The 21,929-nt window shown below is 62.4% G+C and carries 21 protein-coding genes and 1 tRNA gene; 11 read left to right on the forward strand and 11 right to left on the reverse strand.

Translation table 11 applies throughout. From position 1 onward, the window contains the following. Positions 1–116 precede the first annotated feature (116 nt). Both RPG13_RS10725 and RPG13_RS10730 read left to right on the forward strand, forming a co-directional pair. The gene (locus RPG13_RS10725) at positions 117–575 is read left to right on the forward strand and encodes a phasin (protein WP_095483553.1); all 459 of its coding nucleotides are present in this window, start codon (positions 117–119) and stop codon (positions 573–575) included. A 450-nt stretch (positions 576–1,025) separates the two neighbouring features. Next, positions 1,026–1,102 (forward strand) — tRNA-His (locus RPG13_RS10730). Positions 1,103–1,149: 47 nt separating this feature from the next. On the opposite strand, the gene RPG13_RS10735 is transcribed toward RPG13_RS10730, so the two are convergent. Together RPG13_RS10735 and RPG13_RS10740 are read right to left on the reverse strand one after the other, a co-directional pair. Continuing rightward, a complete protein-coding gene (locus RPG13_RS10735; RefSeq protein ID WP_337125005.1) occupies positions 1,150–2,619 on the reverse strand; it encodes an ROK family protein in 1,470 nt (489 codons plus the stop codon). A 150-nt stretch (positions 2,620–2,769) separates the two neighbouring features. Continuing rightward, positions 2,770–3,675 (reverse strand): tagatose-bisphosphate aldolase, encoded by a 906-nt coding sequence (locus tag RPG13_RS10740; protein ID WP_337125006.1) that lies wholly within the window; start codon positions 3,673–3,675, stop codon positions 2,770–2,772. Between the two features lie 286 nt (positions 3,676–3,961). Between RPG13_RS10740 and RPG13_RS10745 the strand changes: the two genes are divergently transcribed. From RPG13_RS10745 to RPG13_RS10765, 5 genes are all read left to right on the forward strand, one after another. Then, positions 3,962–4,867 carry a sugar-binding transcriptional regulator gene (locus RPG13_RS10745; RefSeq protein ID WP_337125007.1) on the forward strand — a complete coding sequence of 302 codons (906 nt, stop codon included), beginning with the start codon at positions 3,962–3,964 and terminating at the stop codon, positions 4,865–4,867. 468 nt (positions 4,868–5,335) lie between these two features. After that, positions 5,336–6,316 carry an ABC transporter substrate-binding protein gene (locus RPG13_RS10750; RefSeq protein WP_095483556.1) on the forward strand — a complete coding sequence of 327 codons (981 nt, stop codon included), beginning with the start codon at positions 5,336–5,338 and terminating at the stop codon, positions 6,314–6,316. A 101-nt stretch (positions 6,317–6,417) separates the two neighbouring features. Further along, positions 6,418–7,479: an ABC transporter permease subunit gene (locus RPG13_RS10755; RefSeq protein WP_095483557.1), complete on the forward strand. Its 1,062-nt coding sequence runs from the start codon at positions 6,418–6,420 to the stop codon at positions 7,477–7,479. Beyond that, the gene (locus RPG13_RS10760; protein WP_128285335.1) at positions 7,472–8,227 is read left to right on the forward strand and encodes an ATP-binding cassette domain-containing protein; all 756 of its coding nucleotides are present in this window, start codon (positions 7,472–7,474) and stop codon (positions 8,225–8,227) included. Before RPG13_RS10755 ends, RPG13_RS10760 begins: the two co-directional genes overlap by 8 nt. A 611-nt stretch (positions 8,228–8,838) precedes the next feature. Then, on the forward strand, positions 8,839–9,093 hold the full coding sequence (locus tag RPG13_RS10765; protein WP_095483559.1) for a DUF768 domain-containing protein: 255 nt from the start codon (positions 8,839–8,841) through the stop codon (positions 9,091–9,093). Positions 9,094–9,186: 93 nt separating this feature from the next. On the opposite strand, the gene RPG13_RS10770 is transcribed toward RPG13_RS10765, so the two are convergent. From RPG13_RS10770 to RPG13_RS10780, 3 genes are all read right to left on the reverse strand, one after another. After that, positions 9,187–10,320 (reverse strand): DmpA family aminopeptidase, encoded by a 1,134-nt coding sequence (locus RPG13_RS10770; RefSeq protein ID WP_337127006.1) that lies wholly within the window; start codon positions 10,318–10,320, stop codon positions 9,187–9,189. 58 nt (positions 10,321–10,378) lie between these two features. Continuing rightward, positions 10,379–11,944 (reverse strand): exodeoxyribonuclease VII large subunit, encoded by a 1,566-nt coding sequence (gene xseA, locus RPG13_RS10775; RefSeq protein ID WP_126103637.1) that lies wholly within the window; start codon positions 11,942–11,944, stop codon positions 10,379–10,381. Positions 11,945–12,012: 68 nt separating this feature from the next. Further along, positions 12,013–12,969: a LysR substrate-binding domain-containing protein gene (locus RPG13_RS10780; RefSeq protein ID WP_126103636.1), complete on the reverse strand. Its 957-nt coding sequence runs from the start codon at positions 12,967–12,969 to the stop codon at positions 12,013–12,015. 231 nt (positions 12,970–13,200) lie between these two features. Here RPG13_RS10780 and RPG13_RS10785 point away from each other — a divergent pair, with 231 nt between their 5' ends. After that, positions 13,201–13,491, forward strand: coding sequence for a DUF1127 domain-containing protein (locus RPG13_RS10785; protein WP_126103635.1), 291 nt, complete (start codon positions 13,201–13,203; stop codon positions 13,489–13,491). 127 nt (positions 13,492–13,618) lie between these two features. Here the strand turns inward: RPG13_RS10785 and RPG13_RS10790 are convergent, their stop codons facing one another. Beyond that, positions 13,619–14,716, reverse strand: coding sequence for a DUF937 domain-containing protein (locus RPG13_RS10790; RefSeq protein ID WP_126103634.1), 1,098 nt, complete (start codon positions 14,714–14,716; stop codon positions 13,619–13,621). Positions 14,717–15,025: 309 nt separating this feature from the next. Between RPG13_RS10790 and RPG13_RS10795 the strand changes: the two genes are divergently transcribed. Further along, positions 15,026–15,766, forward strand: a complete 741-nt coding sequence (locus tag RPG13_RS10795) for a class I SAM-dependent methyltransferase (protein ID WP_126103633.1) — start codon at positions 15,026–15,028, stop codon at positions 15,764–15,766. A 23-nt stretch (positions 15,767–15,789) separates the two neighbouring features. On the opposite strand, the gene RPG13_RS10800 is transcribed toward RPG13_RS10795, so the two are convergent. The 3 genes from RPG13_RS10800 to RPG13_RS10810 all read right to left on the reverse strand — a co-directional run bounded on the left by RPG13_RS10800 (position 15,790) and on the right by RPG13_RS10810 (position 18,680). Then, entirely contained in the window at positions 15,790–17,163 is a 1,374-nt protein-coding gene (locus RPG13_RS10800; protein ID WP_337125008.1) for a glutamate--cysteine ligase, read from the reverse strand. A 103-nt stretch (positions 17,164–17,266) separates the two neighbouring features. Continuing rightward, positions 17,267–18,001, reverse strand: a complete 735-nt coding sequence (locus tag RPG13_RS10805) for a 16S rRNA (uracil(1498)-N(3))-methyltransferase (protein ID WP_126103632.1) — start codon at positions 17,999–18,001, stop codon at positions 17,267–17,269. Between the two features lie 31 nt (positions 18,002–18,032). Then, a complete protein-coding gene (locus tag RPG13_RS10810) occupies positions 18,033–18,680 on the reverse strand; it encodes a hypothetical protein (RefSeq protein WP_126103631.1) in 648 nt (215 codons plus the stop codon). A gap of 87 nt (positions 18,681–18,767) precedes the next feature. Between RPG13_RS10810 and RPG13_RS10815 the strand changes: the two genes are divergently transcribed. Next, entirely contained in the window at positions 18,768–19,466 is a 699-nt protein-coding gene (locus RPG13_RS10815; RefSeq protein WP_126107243.1) for a type 1 glutamine amidotransferase, read from the forward strand. A 270-nt stretch (positions 19,467–19,736) separates the two neighbouring features. Next, a complete protein-coding gene (locus RPG13_RS10820) occupies positions 19,737–19,868 on the forward strand; it encodes a hypothetical protein (RefSeq protein ID WP_280953354.1) in 132 nt (43 codons plus the stop codon). 100 nt (positions 19,869–19,968) lie between these two features. Here RPG13_RS10820 and RPG13_RS10825 read toward each other — a convergent pair whose 3' ends face one another. Continuing rightward, positions 19,969–20,742: a metallophosphoesterase family protein gene (locus RPG13_RS10825; protein ID WP_126107242.1), complete on the reverse strand. Its 774-nt coding sequence runs from the start codon at positions 20,740–20,742 to the stop codon at positions 19,969–19,971. 35 nt (positions 20,743–20,777) lie between these two features. After that, positions 20,778–21,914: an alpha-hydroxy acid oxidase gene (locus RPG13_RS10830; protein WP_095483569.1), complete on the reverse strand. Its 1,137-nt coding sequence runs from the start codon at positions 21,912–21,914 to the stop codon at positions 20,778–20,780. Positions 21,915–21,929: the final 15 nt, after the last annotated feature.

A 21,929-nucleotide genomic window follows, 5' to 3' on the forward strand; every position in this document is an offset into this window, starting at 1 on the left:
TTTTATGGTGCACTGCAACAAGGATATTGCAATGCACAAAAATTGCCTTTATATTGCCATCATACATGAACGAGACGGCTTTCTGTCAAAGCCGCTGCCACTGCAAAGGATGGAAAATGTCCAGGACCAAGACTGCTGAAACGATCGAAAACGTTGAATTCCCGAGCTTCGATGCTTCCAAGGCCACCGACCAGATCCGCGCTTTCGCCGAAAAGGGCGTCGAGCAGTCGAAAGAGGCCTATGCCAAGCTGAAGACCGGTGCGGAAGAGACCCAGAAGGCTCTGGAGTCGACCTTTGAGACCGCCAAGACCGTTTCCAACGACCTGTCGCTCAAGACCATCGCTGCTCTGCGCGCCAATACCGAAGCCGGCTTTTCGCATTTCGAAGCCCTGATCGGCGCCAAGTCGCTGTCGGAAGTCGTCGAGCTGCAGACCGCATTCCTGCGCAAGCGCGTCGAGATGGCCGTCGAGCAGGCAAAGGATTTCCAGACCGTCACCTCCAAGGCGGCCGAAGACGTCTCCAAGCCGATAAAGACCGCCTTCGAGAAGGCGATGAAGGAAATTAAGGCCGCCTAATATTTGCGCATATTTCGAAGATGCAACAAAAGGTCGCATTTCTTCGAATAGGATTATGTGAAATATAGTGGTCAAGCGAAATACCCGGTGGGTGGAACCTCCTCCCTCTGCTCTCCGGGGTGACCAGCCAGCACCTCCTCCCGCTGGCTCGTAACAGGAAAAGGCCGGCACCTCCTCCCGCCGGCCTTTTTCTTTGCCCGGCGAAAAGGCGACGCCGTTGCCGGAGCGATCTTTGCCTACAGCACCGCGCGTCCTCTTGGAGGCGCACAGGACGGCGTAGAACTTTGGATTTTGCGCGTGATCCTTTCCGAAAATCGATTCTGATTTTCGGGGTCATGCGCGGCCAAAAGCCTTGAATTAAACTCCGATAGCCCGTATGGACGCATCGCCGAACGACAGAGCGGGTCCCGGAGAATGAACGGTCCACCTCGATCCCGCTCGGGCAAACGTGCCGTTGTAGCTCAGATGGTTAGAGCGCCGGATTGTGGATCCGGAGGTCGCTGGTTCGATCCCAGCCAACGGTACCATCGGCTTGTCGGTTAAATCACTGAATTTGTTAGGGCGGCTGCGCTGCCTATGTGTCAGCCGCAATCGTCGCCTTTAGCCACTGCGTGATGGCATCGAAAGCGATCGGTTTGGTCGTGTCGACGTCAAGCAGCGGTCCGCGCCGCAGCGGCGCGGCACGCTTGGCCAGTTCGATCAGTTCGGGGATGTAGGCCGCGCCGGGATGGCCGGCGGGGCGCTGGTCGAGCCGTGCGCGATAGCGCTCGGCCAGAACCTCGCCGGGCGCGTGACACCAGATTTCGGCGGTCTGCTCGACGCCAGCCCTGCGCAGGTGATCCTCGAGCACCTGGCGCGGCTGGAAACCGAACCAGGCATCGACGATAACTGTGGTGCCCGCCGGAGCTTCGCCGACGATCGACCAGATCGCCTCGTAACTGGCGCGGCCGAGCGTGCGGTTGAATTCACGGTCGCCGCCGCCGAGCGCTTCGAGGAACGGGTTCTTGACCGTATCAAGCGTGAGCAACGGCCATCCCATCCGGTCGGCGATACCGCGCGAGACCATGCTTTTGCCGCTGGCAGGGATGCCGTTGACCAGCACGGCGCGCCTGGTGGGCACGGCACGCCGGCCGGGATCGAGCCGAGCGGACGGCAGGGACACCGGCGACGCCTGCGTGACCGTCGCCTCGGCGGCGAGCGCTTGCAGACCGGCGCCGATGACGCCGGCATCGTCGCCAAGTTGCGCCGGTTCCACCGGGCATTGGTACCAGGGAGCCAAAGCCGGGGCGTTGGCAAGTGCCCTGTGGGCCGCCAGGCCAAGTCCGCCGCCGAGCAGGACTAGATCGGGGGCGAACATGGCCACGGCCGAATCGATTGCGGCACGCAGCGGCCTGGCCCAGGCTTCGAGTATGCCGCGCGCCAGCGTGTCACCGCCCGCATCCCGGGCAAAAAGCTGATCGACCGAAACATCCGGACCGAGGCCTGCCCGCGCGATGTGACGGCCAAGCGCGGTGCCTGAGCTGGTGGTTTCAACGCAGCCGCGCCGGCCGCAGACGCACGCTTCGCCTGATATGTCGACAGTGATATGGCCGAGCTGCCCAGCCGTCCCCTTGCCGCGGACGATCTGCCGATCTAGAGCCACGGCACCACCAATGCCGGTCCCGATCGTGAACATGACGATGCTTTCATGGCCTCTGGCGGCGCCGAGAGCCATTTCCGCGACCAGTGCCATGTTGCAATCATTGTCGATCAAGACGGGCTTGCCTGCCAGGCTTTCCAGTCGTTGCGCCAGGGGGATCGAGGCGAGGTTGACGTAGCCTCCGGACAAGACCGCGCCAAGCCGGGCATCGATGCGTCCGGGGACGCCGATGCCGATGGCGGCAACTTCGGGAGAATCGAGCCGGCGCACCATTTCGGCGATCCGGGAGAGCACAAGCTCCGGATCCGGCGCGCTCTTCTCGGAAATACGATCGAGGATTTCGCCTGTGCCGGAAATACGGGCGGCGCGCAGATTGGTGCCGCCGATATCGATTCCTATGGCCATCGAACTAGAGCCTGTTCCATTTCGACTAAATCGAAATGGGGCTCTATCTTGCTGTTTGACCATGATCTTTTCCGAAAACCGGTCCCCACTTTTCGGGATCATGGTCTGAGGCATGACGTCCCGTGCGTGCTTGGTGTGAACGCCGAATGGCTAGGCTGCTTTCTGCCTGTGGTTTCCGATCACCGCCTGAAGCTCGCGCAATCTCGCCACTGCGATGGTCTTAAGCCTTTCCCGCTGAATGTCACGGTCAAGCGAGATGCAGTCCTTCCACAGCGACCGGCCGGCGATGACGCCTGACGCGCCGTTTTTCATCGCGATCTCGACCTGGCCCAGGAAGGTTGCGTGGTTGACGCCGGCGGAGAGGACCGCCCATGGCACTTGGCCGGCCATGCTGGTGATCCTTGCGCAGGCTTCCGGCGTTCCGGGATAAGGAAGCTTGAGCACCTTTGCTCCGCATTCCAGTGAAATCCGGGTGCCCTCTTCGACTAGCCAGGGGATCTTGGCCGTATAGTCTTCAAGGCGTTCTCCTTCGACCTGATAGGTCAGGAACTCGACGACAAGCAGGAGGTCTTCTTGCGCGAAGTCGGCGATGCATTGGCGCAGAATGGCGACATTGTGCTCATTCGCCTCAGGCCTGTCTGCCCTGAGATAGACCATGATCTTGCCGCCGGTGCCGCCGAGCTCGCGGACGCGGCGCGCGTCGATGCCGGGAACGAGGCGCGACAGGCGGTAGCCGGCGGGCGAGACGTCGAAGCCCGAGGCGTCGAGGCCGATGAGCAGCGCCGTATCGCGGTTCAGCACCCCTTCATCGACAACCCGCGGCACCGCGCAGAGCGGGTCGAGCAGCACGCAGGACGCCTGGCTGGCCAAGTATCGCGTGATGTCCGACTTGGTGTCGCCCAGCATGTCGTTGGTGATCTTGGCCTGTTCTGCAGGGTCCGACGCAAGCAAGGTACGCATGCCGCCGCGCTGGTCACAGGCGATGGCCATCATGGCCCCATCCTTGCCGCATATCTGCTGGTAGCCGCGCAACTCTGCGGTCGTCATCTTTGTCATGGTCTTCTGTCCGATGTTGGCGCCCATTCACCAGGGCGCAGATCCGTGGAACAAGAAAGGTTCAGTCTTTACCTGCCTGTCGCAGGGAGGTTTGCCGTTTTGATGCGTTATCGAACCGAGAAATCTGGCCTTGGCCCGCCATCTGCCGTGGAAACGGGCCCACGTTGCGAGGCGGCCGAATTTGCGCGATAACTCCCATCCATCGATGGGTCTGTAACACATTGCTGAAAGGAATTGCAAGCTGTCTGTCCCTCCCGCACAAGATGCAGCCGCCGCATCGCGGACGATGCTGCATACGGTCGCCAAACTGCACTACGAGGCGGAGATGTCGCAGGTCGATATCGCGCGGCGGCTTGGTGTCTCCACCGCGACCATATCGCGTCTTCTGCAGCGGGCGAGGGCAGAGGGCATCGTGCGGATCGAGGTTCTCGATCTTGCAACGCCCGAAGGCATCACCACGCAGCTGGTCGAAGGGCTGGGACTTCGCGACGCGGCGGTCATCGAAACGCCGGCAGCCGGTGCGCTGACGGCGCTCGCCGCGCCGCTCGGCGCCTTGCTTAAGCAAGCGGAACTGACGGCCGGGTCGGTGGTCGCCATCGGCTGGGGGCGAGCCATTCGCGAGGTGATCCGGGCAGGCCTGCCGCGCATTCCCGGCGTTCTTACCGTCGCTGCCACCGGCGGCATGCAGCAGCAGGCGCCGCATTTTCAGATCAACGAGTTTGTGCGGCTTGCCGCCGAAGAGTTCGGCGGGACGCCGCATTTCATCCATGCGCCCTATCTGCCGTCCACCGAGTTGCGTGAGGTCTTCCTCGGCGATGCGGCCATCCGCGACAGCGTCGCGCTTTGGGACCGGACCGACGTTGCGATCGTCGGCATCGGCCTGCCCCATGCCATCAATCCGCCCGAGGCGAGCGCGGCCACGCTGAGCGAGCAAGCCCTGTTCCACGCGGCTGGAGACGTTATCAGGCATTATTTCGACGCCGCAGGTTCCCTTATCCCGTGGGAAGGGGAGAGCCGGATGATCGCTATGTCGCCGGCCCAGCTTCGAGCCGTCCCCCTGGTGATCGGTGTTGCCGCCTCGCCGGAGAAGGCGACGGCCATCATCGGTGCCGTCCGCGCCAGGCTTATCAATGCTCTGGTAACGGATACCAAGACGGCCCAGGCCATTCTCGAGGCTCTCTTGCCTCAATAGAGGCGGGCGCGCCGATCGGCACACCTGATCGACCCCAAACGCGGCTCGCCAGCCCGCCGCCGTGAAATCATCAGTTGTGCCGTCAAAGCGTTGGGGCAATAGTCTGCGTAAGGGGCTCTGCGGAGCAGACAAATGTCGTCCGGTTTGAAAGCGTTTCCAGCCAGGAAATACTAGGTTGCAATTTCTTTCAGCAAAGTGTTACAACTTTGCGGCTAGGCACGCATGTGCGCCGAGCGGCGCTATTCCCTCGACCTTGCGGAGGCTAGGAACGGGACTGCGCGCATCAGGCTGGTCGGGTTTCGACTGGCTGATCTAACGACTGGGGGGCGCTCGGGAGGAAGCTGCCCATAACAGCAAGCAGGCGAAACCCGTTTCTCGCCGCCAGCATTTCACTTAGCCGGAACGGATTGACGGCCATGTCAATGTCAATCGCAACGGCAAATCTGCCAACATTATGAGGAGGATGTTATGAAGAAGATTGTTGCCGCCCTTGCGGCTCTCGCCATCTGCGCGACGGCGCTGATCACGCCCGCTTTGGCGCAGGACAAGAAGTTCACCGTTGCTCTCGTCCCCGGCCTTACCACCGACGGCTTTTACATTACCATGCGCAAGGGAGCCCAGGCAGCGGCCGATGCCCTTGGCGTGACCCTGGTTTTCCAGGGCGCCCCGGATTTCAATCCGGTGACGCAAGTCCCCGTGCTTGACGCGGTCATCGCCAAGAAGCCGGACGCTATCCTGATTGCGCCGACCGACAAGGTTCAGTTGGTCGAGCCGCTTCGCAAGGCCAATGATGCCGGCATCCCGGTGATCACCGTCGACACCTTCATCGGCAGCGGCGTCTATCAGACCGGTGCCGGCGAGGCGGATTTCCCGCTGTCCTATATCGCTTCGGACAACATTCTCGGCGGCGAGATCGCCGCCCGGGCATTGGCCAAGGCCATAGGCGACAAGGGCAAGGTCTACGTTTCGAACGTCAAGCCTGGCATTTCGACCACCGATCAGCGTGAAGAGGGCTTCAAGAAGGAGATGGCGGCCAATCATCCCGGCATCACCGTCCTCGAAACCCAGTTCAACGACAACGACGCCAACAAGGCCGCCTCGCAGCTGCAGGCTGTGTTCGCGCGCAACTCCGATCTCGTTGGCGTGTTCGGTGCAAACCTGTTCTCGGCGCTCGGCGCGGCGAATGGCGTCCAGCAAGCTGGGCAGACCGGCACCATCAAGGTCGTGGCGTTCGACGCGCCGACCAGCATCGTCGACAACATCAACACCGGCTTGGTGGACGTGGCGATTGCCCAGCATCCGGCTGAGATCGGCTATTTTGGTGTCGTTTCGGCCTATGCCCACCTGACAGGCCAGTCGATCCCGGTTGCGATCGGCACCGGCTTCACGATCATGGACAAGTCGAACATCGCCGATCCGAACATCTCAAAGTACCTCTATTCCGAATGAGTCCAAACCAGCTTGATCTCCTTCCGGCTTGCCGGGAGGAGATCTGCGCCGGGTCTCTGGGACCCTGTTGACGGAGGCCGCGCCGCGGATCGGATATATCAATGACCTCAACATCACCAATCGAGCAAAGCGAAACGCATGTCGCCCCTCAGGCCGACCATGGTGATCCGGCCAGGACCTGGCTCGGACGCATCGCTGAAGGGCGCGCCTGGCTGTTTCTCGCCGGCCTGATCATCTGTTTCGAGGTTTGGTCGAGGCTCTCCTTCGGCGCGACCTTCGTGCTCAATCCGTTCAACGTGCAATCCATCGCGATATTTGCCGTGGCGCCGCTGCTGCTTGCGACCGGACAGACATTCGTAATCATTTCGGGAGGCATCGACCTCTCGCTGGGCTTCATCATGGGCCTTGCGGCCGTCGTTGCGGCCCACGCTACGAACATGGCGGGAGCCGTAATCCCGCTGCCACTGGCAATGCTGGCGGGTATTCTGGCGGCCGTGATTGTCGCAGGCTTGCCTGGTGTCATCAACGGCTTGCTGATCTCGCGCCTGAGAGTTCCGCCTTTTATCGGCACGCTCGGCATGTTCGGCGTGGCGCGCGGCGTTGCTTTCCTGTTGGCCGGCGGCACGACGGTGCCGGTCCAGAATTCCTGGTTCGCGCTGCTCGGCAACGGCAGGTTCTACGGCGTGCCTTATCTCGTCATCATCGCCGCCGTTTTCGTTGTCGTGATGCACTACATCCTGAGCCAGACCCGATTCGGTCAGCACAACTACGCTATCGGCGCCAATGTGCAGGCAGCGCGTCGTGCCGGCATCGACATCAGGGGCCATACCCTGCGTCTTTATGTGCTTTCGGCGATGTGCGCAGGCCTCGGTGGCGCGCTCTATGCAGCGCGCTTCACTGCGGGCGCGGCACAGGCCGGCGAGCCGTTGCTGCTCGACAGCGTCGCAGCTGTCGTGATCGGTGGCGCCAGCCTGTTCGGCGGATCCGGCACCATCTTCGGGACGGTCGCCGGAGCGCTGGTGATCGCGGTCATCCAATACGGACTGGTTTTCGTCAATGTCGAGCCGTTCTGGCAATTCATCGCCGTCGGCTTCGTCATCATCATTTCCGTTCTCATCGACCAGGCGCAGCGCCGGTTCAGTGGAGCCCGTCAGGATGAATAGCCCAGCCCAAACCACCCCCCTCTTGGAAGTCCGGAACCTTTCCAAGCACTTCGGCGCCGTCCGCGCGCTCAACGATTTCTCCATGGTCGTGCGGCCGGGCGAAGTGGTGGCCCTGGCGGGCGACAACGGCGCCGGCAAGACGACGCTGATCAAGGCGATATCGGGCGTCTTTCAGCCGACGGGCGGTGAAATTCTGCTGAGGGGTCAACCGGTGACATTTGCGACGCCGCATGAGGCGCGCGAAAAAGGCATCGAAACCATCTATCAGGATCTCGCTCTCGCCGACAATTTGTCCATCGGCGCCAATATCTTTCTCGGCCGTGAACCCATGCGCAAGGCCTTCGGCTTCCTGCCGGTGCTCGATCGCAAGGCCATGGCGGTTGCCGCCAAGCAGACCATGGGCCGGCTGGATTTCCATGTCAGTCGGCTCGACGCCCCGGTCAGCAATTTCTCCGGCGGTCAGCGGCAGGCCGTTGCCATCGGCCGGGCCGTCTATTGGGACGCGCAGATCCTGATCATGGACGAACCGACTGCGGCCCTCGGCGTTCCCGAGCAGCGCAAGGTCATCTCGCTCATCCACCAGCTCAAGGCGCAAGGCAGAGGCGTGATCTTCATCTCGCACAATCTGCAGGACATTTTCGCCGTTTCCGACCGCATCGTCGTGCTGCGCCGAGGCATTCAGGCCGGCGAGCGCAAGATCTCGGAAACCAACCATGACGAAGTCGTCAAGCTCATGGTTGGCGGATAGGCCGAACTTTTCGATTGCTGAAACAACGCACTTCCCGAGCAAATCAGCTTTCCGGGTGGCGAGCCGGCCAAGCCGCGACAGGATCGCTGGCACAGCTACCGCGCCTAGCCGCTCAGCATCTCAATGCGCCCGGTCGATTTCCGGCGAAATATGCTCGCCCCCAACGATGACAAAATGCCATCCAGAGACGCTCGGCGCAGTGGAAATAAGCAGGATGGCGAGCAGAGTCGACATTGCCTGAGGATGTCACTATATAGCGGCGGCTTTGGCCGCGTACCCTAGGGTTGCGCAGCGAACGGCGCCGCAAACCTGCTACGTATTATGAGACCTATTGTCATACAAATTGACTGGAATACCGGAAAAAAGCAAGTAGAAACAATGGCGCGATCCGGGACTTGATCCCAGCCAACGGTGCCAATCTCCCAAGAAAATAGAATCTCCTCAAGAATTAGAATGTGCTCCTTGAACCTTCGATTTCCTTCAGCTCTGTGGAGCTTGGGCAAGATCGGCTTGCCGGGTGACGACGACTCGGTTGGAATGGGAGCGTGCATCTTTCCGGGGATACCGGCGTTTATGATTACCAACCGGCGCAGCCGCCAGGGAACAGCAGTATGAGTGAACACGCGATCGAGTTCTTGCAGGAATGGATCGGCGAAAAGGTCCACTGCCACGCCTCGCCGGACAGGATCGAGAAGCAAGCCGAGACCCTCGCCAGGGAATGTGCCGCCAAGGCGGCTGAGGCCGGCATACCGCTGGAGGATATCCAGGAAGAGGTCGGCGATATCAAGGAGCTTATAGCGTCGAAGCTGGAAGAGGCGGCTGAGGCCGACCAGGACGAAAAGAATTCGGACAAGCCTGCCGGGTGATCTGCCGACCCGGCGAAAGGCCGGGGAAAGCATTATTGACCCGGCTCAACCATATGCAAGACCGGTGCGGCGCGTGTGACGCGCCAGGCAGTCTTACGTCCCCTGACGACTTGCATCGAATCTGCCCTCGAGCCATGCCTTCGGCAGCGCCGGCACGAAATTGCCGTCGCGCCCGGTCATGTCGTCATTGGCGACCAGCGCATTGAGGATCGCTTCCTCCACGCCTTCGATCACGGCGTCGAAGAACGGATCGATCTCGCTATCCGGGACAAAATCGGCGCTGGCGATGCGGCCTGACGGCGCCAATGCCGCCTCGCGGTTGGCGGTCGAAAAGCCCAGGAAAATATCGCCCGAGCTATGATAGCCGAAGCCGCCGGTCATGGCGACGCCGAGCGGCACCCGGCGGGCCAGCCGCTTCACTTGATGCGGCAGGAACGGCGCATCGGTGGCGACGATCCCGATGATAGAACCCTTCTCGGCGCGCGGCGTGCTTTCGCGGATCGCCGGTTCCACGAGATCGGGCCCGGCGCGCAGGCCGCGAATGGTAAAATTGCTCCGCTTGCCGAAATTCGCCTGCACGAACGCACCGACCGTGTAGCGCTGGTCTTGCCATTCGACGATGCGCGATGCCGTGCCGGAGCCGGCCTTGAAACCGAAGGCGATCATGCCGGTGCCGCCGCCGACGCTGCCTTCCTCGATCGATCCGCTGGTCGCGCCATCGAGCGCCGCAGCAACATGCTCGAACCTGAGATGGTGGCCGTTGATATCGTTCAGGAAGCCGTCGTAGGTTTCCGCCGCCACCGGCAGGCCCCAGGCGCTGTCGAGCGCGGCCGGTAGCACGCGCTGCATCCAGTGCAGCGTCGCGTCGCGTGAAACGCCGCAGGAGTGCGTGTTGGTGATGGTGATCGGGAAATTGAAGGCACCCGTCTCCTCGATGATGTGCGAGCCGGTCAATTCGCCATTGCCGTTCTGGCTGAAGATCCCGGCAAAGACCGGCGTGGCGAGATCTGCGCGCGGTCTGGGCAGGATAGCGGTCACGCCGGTGCGCACCGGTCCCTTGCCGACCACCAGCGCACCATCGCCCGAAATCAGCGTCGAATAACCGACCGCAACGCCAGGCACATCGGTGATGGCGTTGAACGGTCCGGGCGTGCCGTCAAAACTTATGCCGAAGGCTCTCGCGCGCGGCTTGCCGGAAGGCGTCGTCTGGTGATGATTGTCGGTCATTGCCATTCAGAAAGTCATGCGCGCTCAGAATTCATGGGCGCTCGGAAATAATGGCCACTCAAAACAGAGAGCCTTGATTGCCAGGCTCCTTGGCTTTGGCGGCCGGCTTTGCAATTGTTTTCGGCCGTGCGGCACCGCTGGTCGCAACCGCATCGGCGGTTCCGTCGGCGAACTCCAGCGAAAGTGCCATGCCCGACGTCACTTCCGCCGCTTGCTTGATCACCGCACCGTCGGCGTCTTTCACCAAGGCAAAGCCCCGCGCCAGCACCGCCTTATGCGACAGCGTCGCCAGCAGCCGGTCGGCCTGGGTCAGTTTCCCGCGCAAGCGTTCGAGCCGCACCGAAATCATCCGGTCCTGTCGCCGCGACAGTGCCGCCAAGATATCTACCTGCAATTTCTGCCGCCTTGCGATCGGCGCGGGCGACAGCCGTGCGGCGGCGCGCGAAAACCGCGTTCGCCGCTCGCGCACGATGGCGAAGAACGCCGCTTGCGCGCGGGCGAGATCGCGGCCGGCCAATGTACGGGCCTCGTTCATGCGTCGCGACAGAGTGGCCGGCGTCAGCCGCTGTGCCTGAAGCCTGGCTCGCTTGCGTTGGACGCTGACGGACAGCGCCCGGCCAAGCCGGCTCGTCGCCTCGTCGAAGCGCCGGCGCGGCAGCGCCAGCAACTGGTCGGGCGAAGGCAGTGCACGGGCGGCGGCACGGACCGCCTGGCGCTTGCGTTCGAAATTGCGCGATACCGCGGTCTTGAGCCGCGCACCAAGGCCGGCAAGCGTCACTTCGAGGTCGGCCCGCACGGGCACGGCGATCTCGGCGGCACCCGTCGGTGTCGGCGCCCGCACATCCGCCGCCAGGTCGATCAGCGTCCAGTCGGTTTCATGGCCGACGGCGGAGATCACCGGAATACGCGAGGCGGCGACGGCACGAGCCAGCGCCTCGTCATTGAACCCCCAAAGATCCTCGAGGCTGCCGCCGCCGCGCGCCACGATCAACAGGTCGGGCTGCGGGATGACGCCATCGTGCGCCAGCGCGTTGAAGCCGTTGACGGCGGCGGTCACTTCCTTGGCCGTCGTCTCGCCCTGCACCCGCACCGGCCAGACGAGCACATGCAGCGGAAACCGGTCCTTGATCCGGTGGATGATGTCGCGAATGACCGAGCCGGTCGGCGAGGTGACGACGCCGATGACGCGCGGCATGAATGGCAGCAAGCGCTTGCGGCCGGCATCGAACAGGCCTTCGGCCTGCAGCCGGCGCTTGCGCTCTTCCAGCAGCGCCATCAGCGCCCCGGCGCCGGCCGGCTCCAGATTGTCGATGACGATCTGGTAGTTGGACTTTCCGGGGTAGGTGGTGAGCTTGCCGGTGGCGATCACCTCCATGCCTTCTTCGGGGCGGAATTTCAGTCGGCCCATAGTGCCCTTCCACACCACGGCGTCGAGCCGCGCGCGGTCGTCCTTCAGGCAGAAATAAGCATGACCGGAGGAATGCGGCCCGCGATAGCCGGATATTTCGCCGCGCACCCGCACATTGCCGAAGACGTCCTCGACCGTGCGCTTCAGCGCGCCGGAAATCTCGCTCACCGTGTATTCGGTGGCGTTGGTGCGTGATTCGGATGCTGCGTCGCTCATTGGCCGATTGGGGGGCGGTTGTGCGTCCGCGTCAAGCCGTAGGTGCTCAGCGCCGACCCCCAGGTCCTTCACCAGCCCGGCAGGATCTGGTTCGGCTTGTTCCGCTTCATCTTCGAAAAGGCGAGTGCGGCGAAGTCGAAGGTTCCCGTCTCTTCGCCGAGCGGCACGGAAATATTATCGAGGCTTTCCGAAATGTGACGGGCTAGCGCGTCGACGATCTCCGGCCGCGACGTCTGGCCGCGCATGATGCCGATGCGGCAATCGGGCAGGGCGCCGAACCCGTCGGCGTCGCCCAAAACTCGCATGCCGGGCCGCAGCGCACATTCCGGCAGCACCGAGATCGCCAGGCCGGAAAGCACCGCAGCTGTGATGACGGTGGCCGAGAAGCTGGTGAACAGGATGCGGTAGTCGCGGTTCTGCCGGTCGAGCACGTCGACAGCAGCCCGCCGCCAGATGCAGTTCGGCCGGCCGAAAGCCATCGGCAATGTGTCCTGCTCATGTGTCGCGTGGTTGGCCGAAGTGACCCACAGCAGCGGTTCGCGCCGCACCACTTCCGACTGGCCGTGCGCGTCATTGTGCGTCACCAGCGCCAGATCGAGATTGCCGCGCTTGATATGGTCGACCAGCCCGGGTGTTGGCTCGCAGATGACCGTCAGCTCGACACGTGGATTGGAACGGGCGAAGCGGGCCATGATCTCGGGCAGGAAGCGATCGGCATAGTCGTCCGGCGTGCCGATGCGGATCGTGCCTTCGAGCCGCCGGTCGTCGAAGGCGGCCAGCGTTTCCCGATTGAGGAACAGCAGCCGTCTTGCGTAGGAGAGCAGCCTGTCGCCATCTTCGGTCAGCCTGTTGGTGCGCCCGTCCTTTTCGAACAGCGGCTTGCCGATCCGTTCTTCCAGCCGGCGCATCTGCATGGACACCGCCGACTGCGTCCGATGCACCTCTTCCGCCGCGCGGGTAAAGCTGCCGGTGTCGACGATCGAGACGAAGGTCTGCAACTGATCGAGATCGAGTGGCGCTTTCATCGGTCCAATCCATCATTAGTGTTGATGCTAAAGATTAGAAACATTCGTTGGATTAATCAATCAAGCGGTGGCAGATTCAGCATTGTCCACATCAAGGCAGTGCATGTCGCCTAAGTGGTCACCGTTTTTGGGACGACGACGTGCATCTTCTACGTGGATCGGGACCGGAACGGCCGCTGTTGCCAGCGCCGATCGCCCCGTTTCGTCCGTTCAAATATGAAGGAGGCTGATATGGCTACGTTCGACTTCGCCACCGAGACTTCGCGCATCACGTCGCGTCCGGCTATTGCGACGCGCGCGGCCAATGCCATTTCCAACGTCTACCGCGCCTGGAAAAACCGCCGCGCTTTCTATCGCCTTGGCGAGATGTCGGACTCCGAACTCGCCGACATCGGCTTGACGCGCGCCGATCTCCACGTCGCCATCGAGGTACCGTTTGGCCGCGATCCGACCGAAAGGCTACGCGTCATCGCGACCGATCGCATGGACACGATCGAGGATCTTGCCCGCAAGGTGGCCTAAGGGGCGCGCTGTAGGATTTCGCAGGCGCCCACTCCCTGCCGGTTCCCCGCCGGCCCGCCTGCACACTGCCCGGCCCTCTCGAGGGCTGGGCATTTTTCTTTTTGGGCGGCGCTGACCTGATGTTGGCCTACCGCCGATCCATGCCTCGCTTGAACTGATCGAAGATCGATTCCATGCCCTTCTGGTAATCGTCGCGCTGCTGCGCGCCTGTCTCGAACATCTTGCCGAACAAATCGTCGAACGGATTCTGTGGCCTGCCGCTTGGGCTGGCCTGCGGCTGCGGCGCCTGGCGCTGCTGGGGCGCCTGACGCGGCTGCGGCTGAGACTGCTGCGCGCCACCGCCGAACATATCCTGCAGTACCTTGCCGAGCGGATTGTCGCCGCCATAGGGATTGGGTGCCTGCTGCGGCTGGGTTTGCTGCGGCTGCTGCGTGCCGCCGCCAAACATATCCTGCAGCACCTTGCCAAGTGGATTGTCGCCACTGGGATTTTGCGTCTGCTGTGGCTGGCCTTGCGGCTGCTGTGCGCCGCCGCCGAACATGTCCTGCAGCACCTTGCCGAGCGGATTGTCGCCCATGGGGTTCTGTGTCTGCTGTGGCTGGCCTTGCGGCTGCTGACCACCGCCGCCGAATATGTCCTGCAGCACTTTGCCAAGCGGATTGTCGGCTGGGCCTGCAGGCTGCGGCGCCTGGCGCTGCTGTGGTGCCGGCGCCTGTGCGCCTCCACCGGCCTGCCGCATCATCTGCTCGATGATCTCGCCGAGCGGATTGCTGCCGCCGCCGAATCCGCCTGCTGCCTGCATCTGATTTGTGGTCTGCTTGAACAGGCCGCCCATCACCATCGAAGCCACCGCCGGCAGCATCTGCTGCAAAACCTGCTGGCTGACGCCGCTCGCCTGCGCAGCCTGGCTGGCAACGGCGCGGGACAGGTCCTTGGAGCCGAACAGATGCCCCAGAATGCCATTGCCTTCATCGACGCCCTGCGGCGAGAAAGCCCGGCTCGCGTCCTCGAAATACTTGGCGTGCTGGCCGCTGGCCATTGCCGTCATGAACGAGCCGAGCCCGTAAGGGTCGGACGTGTTGCGCTTCAGCCCCTGTGAAAAGGCCGGCAGCAGCGCCTCGACCGCCGATTGCGTTTGCTGCTGGGAAAGCCCGAACCGTTGGGCCAGGGCCTGCATGCCGTTGCCGTTCTGCGCCTGCGTCAGAATGTCGAACAAGGAAGGCATTGGCTTCTCCTCGAAAATCCGCGCCTGCAGAAACCTAGCCCCTTTCCCGCGTTTGTTGAAGGGGTACAGCGAGCGTGCGTGCTGCATCTCTTTGTCGAACTTCAAACATCCTGAATGAAGTTCTGACATCGGTATGCACGGATGCCTTGGAAGTAGTGGACTTGAGCTCCGGCGGCGCCCTCTGCGTCAGGAACAGTCCGAAATCACAGCCCCATGTCATTAGTTGGGTAACATGACCTTGAAGTGATAATTGCGTCTTGCTCCATATTCCGAAACGATGCGAGAACGAAAAGGCGGGCAATCCGGTATTTGATCGAGCCGACCATGCATCATGATTACTTTGCCGAAAAGTCCTTCTCGCATGACTGGACATCTACGCATATCCCGAAATGGCAGCGCTTGTTCAAGGATATCAAGAAAAGAAATCTTGAAATACTTGAGATAGGCTCGTTCGAGGGTCTGTCGGCTGTGTTTTTCCTTTCGTTTTTCAAACGGTCGAAGATTTGCTGTGTCGACACATTCGCCGGGAGCAAGGAACACGTGACGAGCGGTTCTGAGTATGAGGCGGATATGAGTTCCGTCGAATCAAGGTTCGACAAGAATCTCGCTCCCTTCGGAAGCAGGCTGGAGAAGCTCAAGGGGCTATCGATCGAAATCCTGCCGAAGCTTCGTCGTGAAGGCCGGACATTCGGGCTGGTCTATGTCGACGGCGACCACCACGCCGCCAGCAGCTTTGCCGATGCGTCGCTGGCCTGGCAGATTCTGGAAACGGGCGGCATCATGATTCTGGACGACTATGTCTGGATGCCGGATCGACCTGCCGCGGATCGGCCGCAGGCTGGCATCGATGCGTTCCTTGGGTCGATAGAAGGCCAGTTCGAGGAGCTGCGGCGAGGTTATCAGATCATTATTCGCAAGACGCCATCGCAAGCCCGCCTGGCCGGTTCGGATTTGTTCGGATCCCGGCCGCGGGAAATCATGACTGGCGGGGCCGTCGAATTGACCTTGGCAGGGCGTCTTCGTGCAGCTTTAAAATTCGGGAAACGCTAAGTCGCCTCCTCCGACACAAACCCTTAATACGCATACTCCATGAACACCGGCTCGATCGAGCCGCCCCAGCGCGTATGATAGGCGGAGAGCAGCTCTTCGGCGCTGGTGGTGCCGCGCGCGACGACTTCGTCCAGCGTGCTGAGGAACGAAGTTTCGTCGTAGCCATCGCGGTTCTTGCGGCCGCGGTTCTTCAGCCCCATGCGCGAGATGACGAGCACGTCGCGGGCGATCTCGCGCAGTGTCGTGTTGCGGAACGGCGCCGAAATGCCCTGTTCCGGCACGGCGTTGCGCATCGCCAGCACTTCTTCATAGCTCCAGCTCGAGGTCAGCGCCTCGGCCGCGTCGAGCGCCGCCGCATCATAGAGCAGCCCGACCCAGAAGGCCGGCAGCGCGCAGATGCGCCGCCACGGTCCGCCATCGGCGCCGCGCATTTCAAGGAAACGCTTCAATCGCACGTCGGGAAACAGCGTCGACAGATGGTTCGCCCAATCGCCCATCGTCGGCAGCCCGTCGGGAATCTCGTTGCGGGCAGCGCCTGCCATGAACTGACGGAAGGTGACGTGCGTCATGTCGTGGTAGTGGCCGTCGCGGATGACGAAGTACATCGGCACGTCGAGCGCCCAATCGACATAGTCGGCGAAGCCGAAGTCGGGCGAGAAGCAGAATTCGAGCAGGCCCGAGCGCTGGTTGTCGGTGTCGCGCCAGATGTCGCCGCGCCAGCTCTGGAATCCGTTGGGCCGACCCTCGGTGAAGGGCGAGTTGGCGAACAGCGCCGTCGACAGCGGCTGCAGCTTCAGTGACACCTGCATCTTGCGGCGCATGTCGGCCTCGCTCTCGAAGTCGAGATTCACCTGGATGGTGCAGGTGCGGTACATCATGTCGAGGCCTTTGGTGCCGACCTTGGGCATGTAGCGCGTCATGATCTCGTAGCGCGATTTCGGCATTCTCGGCGTCTCGGCCAGCGACCATTTCGGGCTGCCGCCGAGGCCGAGGAAGCGGATGCCCATCGGTTCGGCGATCTCGCGCACCTGTGCCAGATGTGCATTGCCTTCGCGGCAGGTCTGGTGGATCGTCTCCAGCGGCGCGCCGGACAGCTCGAACTGGCCGCCGGGCTCCAGCGAGATCGCGCCCTGGCCGGTCGGCTCGACCAGGCCAATGATGCGACCGGCATCCATGATCGGATCCCAGCCGAGTTTCTCCTGCATGCCTTCGAGAATGGCGCGGATGCCGCGCTCGCCGCCATAGGGCACCGGCGCATTGCCGTCGACATAGAACGGGAATTTCTCGTGTTCGGTGCCGATGCGCCATTTGTCGCGCGGTTTGTTGCCTTCGGCCAGATGCTCGACAAGCTCGTCGACGCCTTCGATGGGCCGGAAATCGGTTGTGTCGCGCGCCATTACAAGTCCTCTGCAGCGGCCGGACGACCGCCGGCGCTAGATGGACGAAATGTCAGTAGACGATCAAGCGAAAAATCCTGAGCCACAGGGTAACTGGAATTGATCACCAATCCCCGACCGTCGCCTGTATCACCGCCAGTGCCGCCACTGCAGCCGTATCGGCGCGCAAGATGCGCGGACCGAGCGGGATGGCGGTTACGAAAGGCAGCGCCCTCAGCATCCTTCGTTCCTCGTCGGAAAACCCGCCTTCAGGCCCGACCAGCAGCCCGAATTTCTTCTCCCGCACCGCTTGCAGCGCGGGCAGAGGATTGTTGGTCGAGGCATCCTCATCGCAGAAGATCAACCGCCGCTCCTTGTCCCAGCCTGTCAGCAGGCGTTCGAACTTTTCCGCTTCGCGCACGTCCGGCACCGCCAGGATGCCGCATTGTTCGGCAGCCTCGACGACATTGGCGCGCAGGCGCTCGATGCCGGGCTTTGCCACTTGCGTGTGCTGGGTGATGACCGGCTGCAGGACGCCGGCGCCCATCTCGACCGCCTTCTGCACCAGATAATCGACCCGTCCCTGTTTCAATGGCGCAAAGCAATAGACGAGATCGGGCAGCGGCGGCTGCGGCCGCTGCAAGGTAAGCACCTTCAGGCGTACCGCCTTCTTGGATCTGGCGGCGATTGCCGCCGACCATTCGCCGTCACGGCCGTTGAACAACAGGATTTCGGCGCCCTCGCCGAGCCGCAGCACATGCATCAGGTAGTGGCCCTGCTGCGGGCTCGCCTCGAACTCGATATCCGGTCCGAGGTCGTCCGGCACGAACAGCCGCTGCATCTTGTAATTGGCGCGCATCGCCGAGGAATGGGCGAGCCGGCTCTTGGCGTCAAGTCTCGGCCGAGGGATGCCAAACCGGCTCGTAGCCTTGCCTCAGCACGGAAACGGTGGTTATCGGCGTGAGCAGGCGAATTGGACGGCCTGCAAAACCGCCGAACCCCACCGGTTCGCCATAGCCGGCGAACGACCAGCGCAATACCTCGCCGCCCCGTATCGCATAGGCGCTGCCGCCGTCCGCAACCATGGCGCCGTCCGGCAACCCGGCAAGGTCTTCTGCGGATACGACGGGTGCCCGCCCACCTGCGGCGAGCCGCTCCTTATGCAGCCGCTTGTCGACCTGCGGTGCGCGCGGCTCGGCAATGCCGAAGGATACGCCGAAGCGCTGGACAAAATCTCTGGCCCGCTCGCGCCGGCAGAAGAAGCAGGGCCGATGGCCGGCAGAGAGCGCGGTCACCTCGTCCAGGAAAAACAATTCGGTCCAGCCGGGTTTTCCCCCTGGCCTGTTGCGGCCCATCGGCTCGCGCCGCACATCGCGGAATTCGCAGACGCAGATGATCCAGGCATGCAGCGCCCAGCGCTTTTTCAGCAGTGTCTTCGTTTCGGGGTCATGGATGATGCCGCGGTTGCCCATGAACAGGCCGCGCTCCGGCACGGCATGGAGGACGCCGAACGGGTCTACGCGGTTCTGCAGTGGCATAGCTTTCTCCCCGGACACGCATCTTGGCTGGAATGATGACGGCATGATATCGCTCGTCGCATCATTTTCATGTCAGCAGGTTTTTCAATGCGGGTGCTGGTGGTCCAGAATTTCGACAATGAGGGCCTTGGCCAGATCGGCGCAGCTCTTGTCGAGGCGGGTGCCGACATCGATCTGCGCCGGCCCTATTGTGGCGAGACGCTGCCGCAGGACAGCGATGCGCACGACGCCATGGTCGTGCTCGGCGGCGCCCAGAATGCGTTGGACGACGAGATTTGCCCGTATTTTCCGGGGTTGCTCGACCTGACGCGCGATTTCGCCGACAAGGATCGCGCCGTTCTCGGTATCTGCCTTGGCAGCCAACTGGTCGCGCGCGCCTTTGGCGGCGAGAACCGGATCGGCGGCGCCTCGGAATTCGGCTGGCATAAGGTCTCGCTCACTCCGGCCGCCAAGGCCGATCCGGTGCTCGGCGCGCTACCCGAAAATTTCCCCATCTTCGAATGGCACGATGACACCTTTGCACTGCCTGAAAACGCTGTGCGGCTCGCCGGCAACGACGTCGCCGAGAACCAGGCGTTTCGCATCGGCCGCGCCGTCTATGGCTTTCAGTTCCATTTCGAGGCGGACCGGCCGATGGTCCGCGACTGGAGCAGGTCCTTTGCCCCGCTCATAGCCGAGCGGCATCCTGACTGGAGTGACCGGCTCGACGACGAAATGGCCCGCAACGGAGCGGATGCGGATGCCGCCGGGCTGGCCATCGCCCGCGCCTGGGTGGCGACGATCTGACGGCTTGTCAGGGGCCGACGTTGCATATTTGGCACGCTGACAAAAATCCGCTGTGGACAGCTTGTTTCGTCCTTGGCTTGTGGCCGGCCGCCACCCTAGAAGGCACGCGCTCTGCATCTTCCGTGCAACCGCGATGAACCCTTTGTGTCACTCGCGCGACACATCGCCGATACAGAACATCCCTAGAAGCGCGAAATCGTATTTTCGTTTCAACCCATTGGTAACCCGCCTCGTGCACAGATGCAGAAAGCTCAACAAGAGATGACGTCCGTGAAAGCAGCGCTTCTGTCCTTTGCCATGTTGTCGGCCATCGTGTTGTGCGGCCTCGGCACTTATTCCGGCGACGCAGCCGCCAACCACAACGCCGTCGACGGCTACGGCGTCACCGCCGCGCTTCGCTAGCGCGTCCCACCCAGAAGCCTGCCTTTGGGCTTGACCCGAGGGTGCGCAGCGGTTTTGGGATAACGACATAAACAAACTAAGACTTGAAGCGCGACCCGCCTTAAGCCCTCTCACCTGACACCACCAGGATACGCTTGTCGGCGCCGTCCACGACGAGCGCGGTGAGGTTTCCCGTCTGGTAGGCGAGCGTGTCGATATTGACGCGGTTGATCATCACCTCGGCCTCCGGCACCGGTGTGTGGCCATGCACCACAATCTTCGGATGGAGGCCTGGATGGTTGTGGAAGATATCGCGGATCCAGATCAGGTCCTGCGTGGTCTGACTTTCCAGCGCAATGCCTGGCCGGATGCCGGCATGGCAAAAGAAGAAGTCGCCGAACGTCAGTGAAAACGGCAGCGACTGCAAGAAGTCGACATGGCTTTTCGGCACGGCCTCGACAAGTGCTGCATGGCCTTGCCGCAGTGCCGCCTCGGACCTGCCAAACCACGCGCCGCCGCCTTCATTGATCGCCACCCCGTAGGATTGCGCGGTCTGGATGCCGCCATAGCGCATGAAAAGTCCGTCTGCGTCGGGGGCATCGAGGAAGTCGAGGAAGCCGATGTCGTGGTTGCCCGCGAGCATCAGGTGACGCGGGTCGCGTTTTCGCGCTTCGATCAGGAAATCAAGGACCCCCTTGGAGTCCGGGCCGCGGTCGACATAGTCGCCGAGATAGATGACACGCCAGTCGGCTGGTCGCGCCTGGATGATCTCGGCCGCAATCCGGCGGTACATGGCGACCAGCAGATCGAACCGGCCATGCACATCGCCGACCGCATAAAGGCGCATGCCTTCCGGTCCGCGCGCGTCGAGAAAGTGGATGCCGGGGGCGGTCAATGCTTCCATCTCCGTGATCATGCCGTCACGGGAGTCTAACGCCGAAGCTGATCCTTGCCCATGTCGGTTACCAGACGCTTTCCGCACAGCGCCAGCGTTATGTCCATCTCCTTGCGGATAATTTCCAAGGCTTTTGTAACCCCATCCTTGCCGAGCGCGCCCAGGCCGTAAAGGAAAGGCCGGCCGATATAGGTGCCCTTGGCGCCGAGGCACAGCGCTTTCAGCACATCCTGGCCCGAGCGGATGCCGCCATCCATATGGACCTCGATCGTGTCGCCGACCGCGTCGGCGATCTCTTCCAGCACTCCGATCGATGACGACGCACCGTCGAGCTGGCGTCCGCCATGATTGGAGACGATGATCGCGTCGGCGCCCGTCTTGGCTGCCATCAGCGCGTCTTCCTTGTCGAGGATGCCCTTCAGGATCAGCTTGCCGCCCCAGCGTTCCTTGATCCAGGCAACGTCCTTCCACGACAGATGCGGGTCGAACTGCTCCGTCGTCCATGACGACAGCGAGGTGAGGTCGCCGACGCCCTTGGCGTGACCGACGATGTTGCGGAAGGTCCGACGCTTGGTGCCCGCCATGCCAATGCACCAGCCCGGCCTGGTCGCCATCTGCCAGATGTGTTTCGGCGTGAAGCGCGGCGGCGCCGAAAGCCCGTTGCGGATATCCTTGTGGCGCTGGCCGAGGATCTGCAGGTCGAGCGTCAGCACCAGTGCCGAGCATTTCGCAGCCTTCGCCCTGTCGATGAGATCGAGGACGAAATCCTTGTCGCGCAGCACGTAGAGCTGGAACCAGAACGGCTTCTTGGTCACGGATGCGACATCCTCGATCGAGCAGATGCTCATCGTCGACAGCGTGAACGGCACTCCGAATTCCTCGGCCGCCTGCGCCGCCAGCATCTCGCCGTCGGGGTGCTGCATGCCGGTCATGCCGGTCGGCGCCAGCGCCACCGGCATCGCCACCTTCTCGCCGATCATGGTCGATTCCAGCGAGCGGTTGCTCATGTCGACCAGCACGCGCTGGCGGAATTTGATCTTTTGGAAATCCTCCTCGTTGGCCCGGTAGGTGCTTTCGGTCCATCCACCTGAATCGGCATAGTCGAAGAACATCTTCGGCACGCGGCGGCGCGCCAGGTCCTTGAGATCGGCGATGGTGAGGATCATGCTCATGGGCTTCCCGCTGGT

The sequence above is a fragment of the Mesorhizobium sp. ISC15 genome (assembly GCF_037162615.1).
In the GTDB taxonomy this organism is placed as follows: Bacteria; Pseudomonadota; Alphaproteobacteria; order Rhizobiales; family Rhizobiaceae; genus Mesorhizobium; species Mesorhizobium mediterraneum.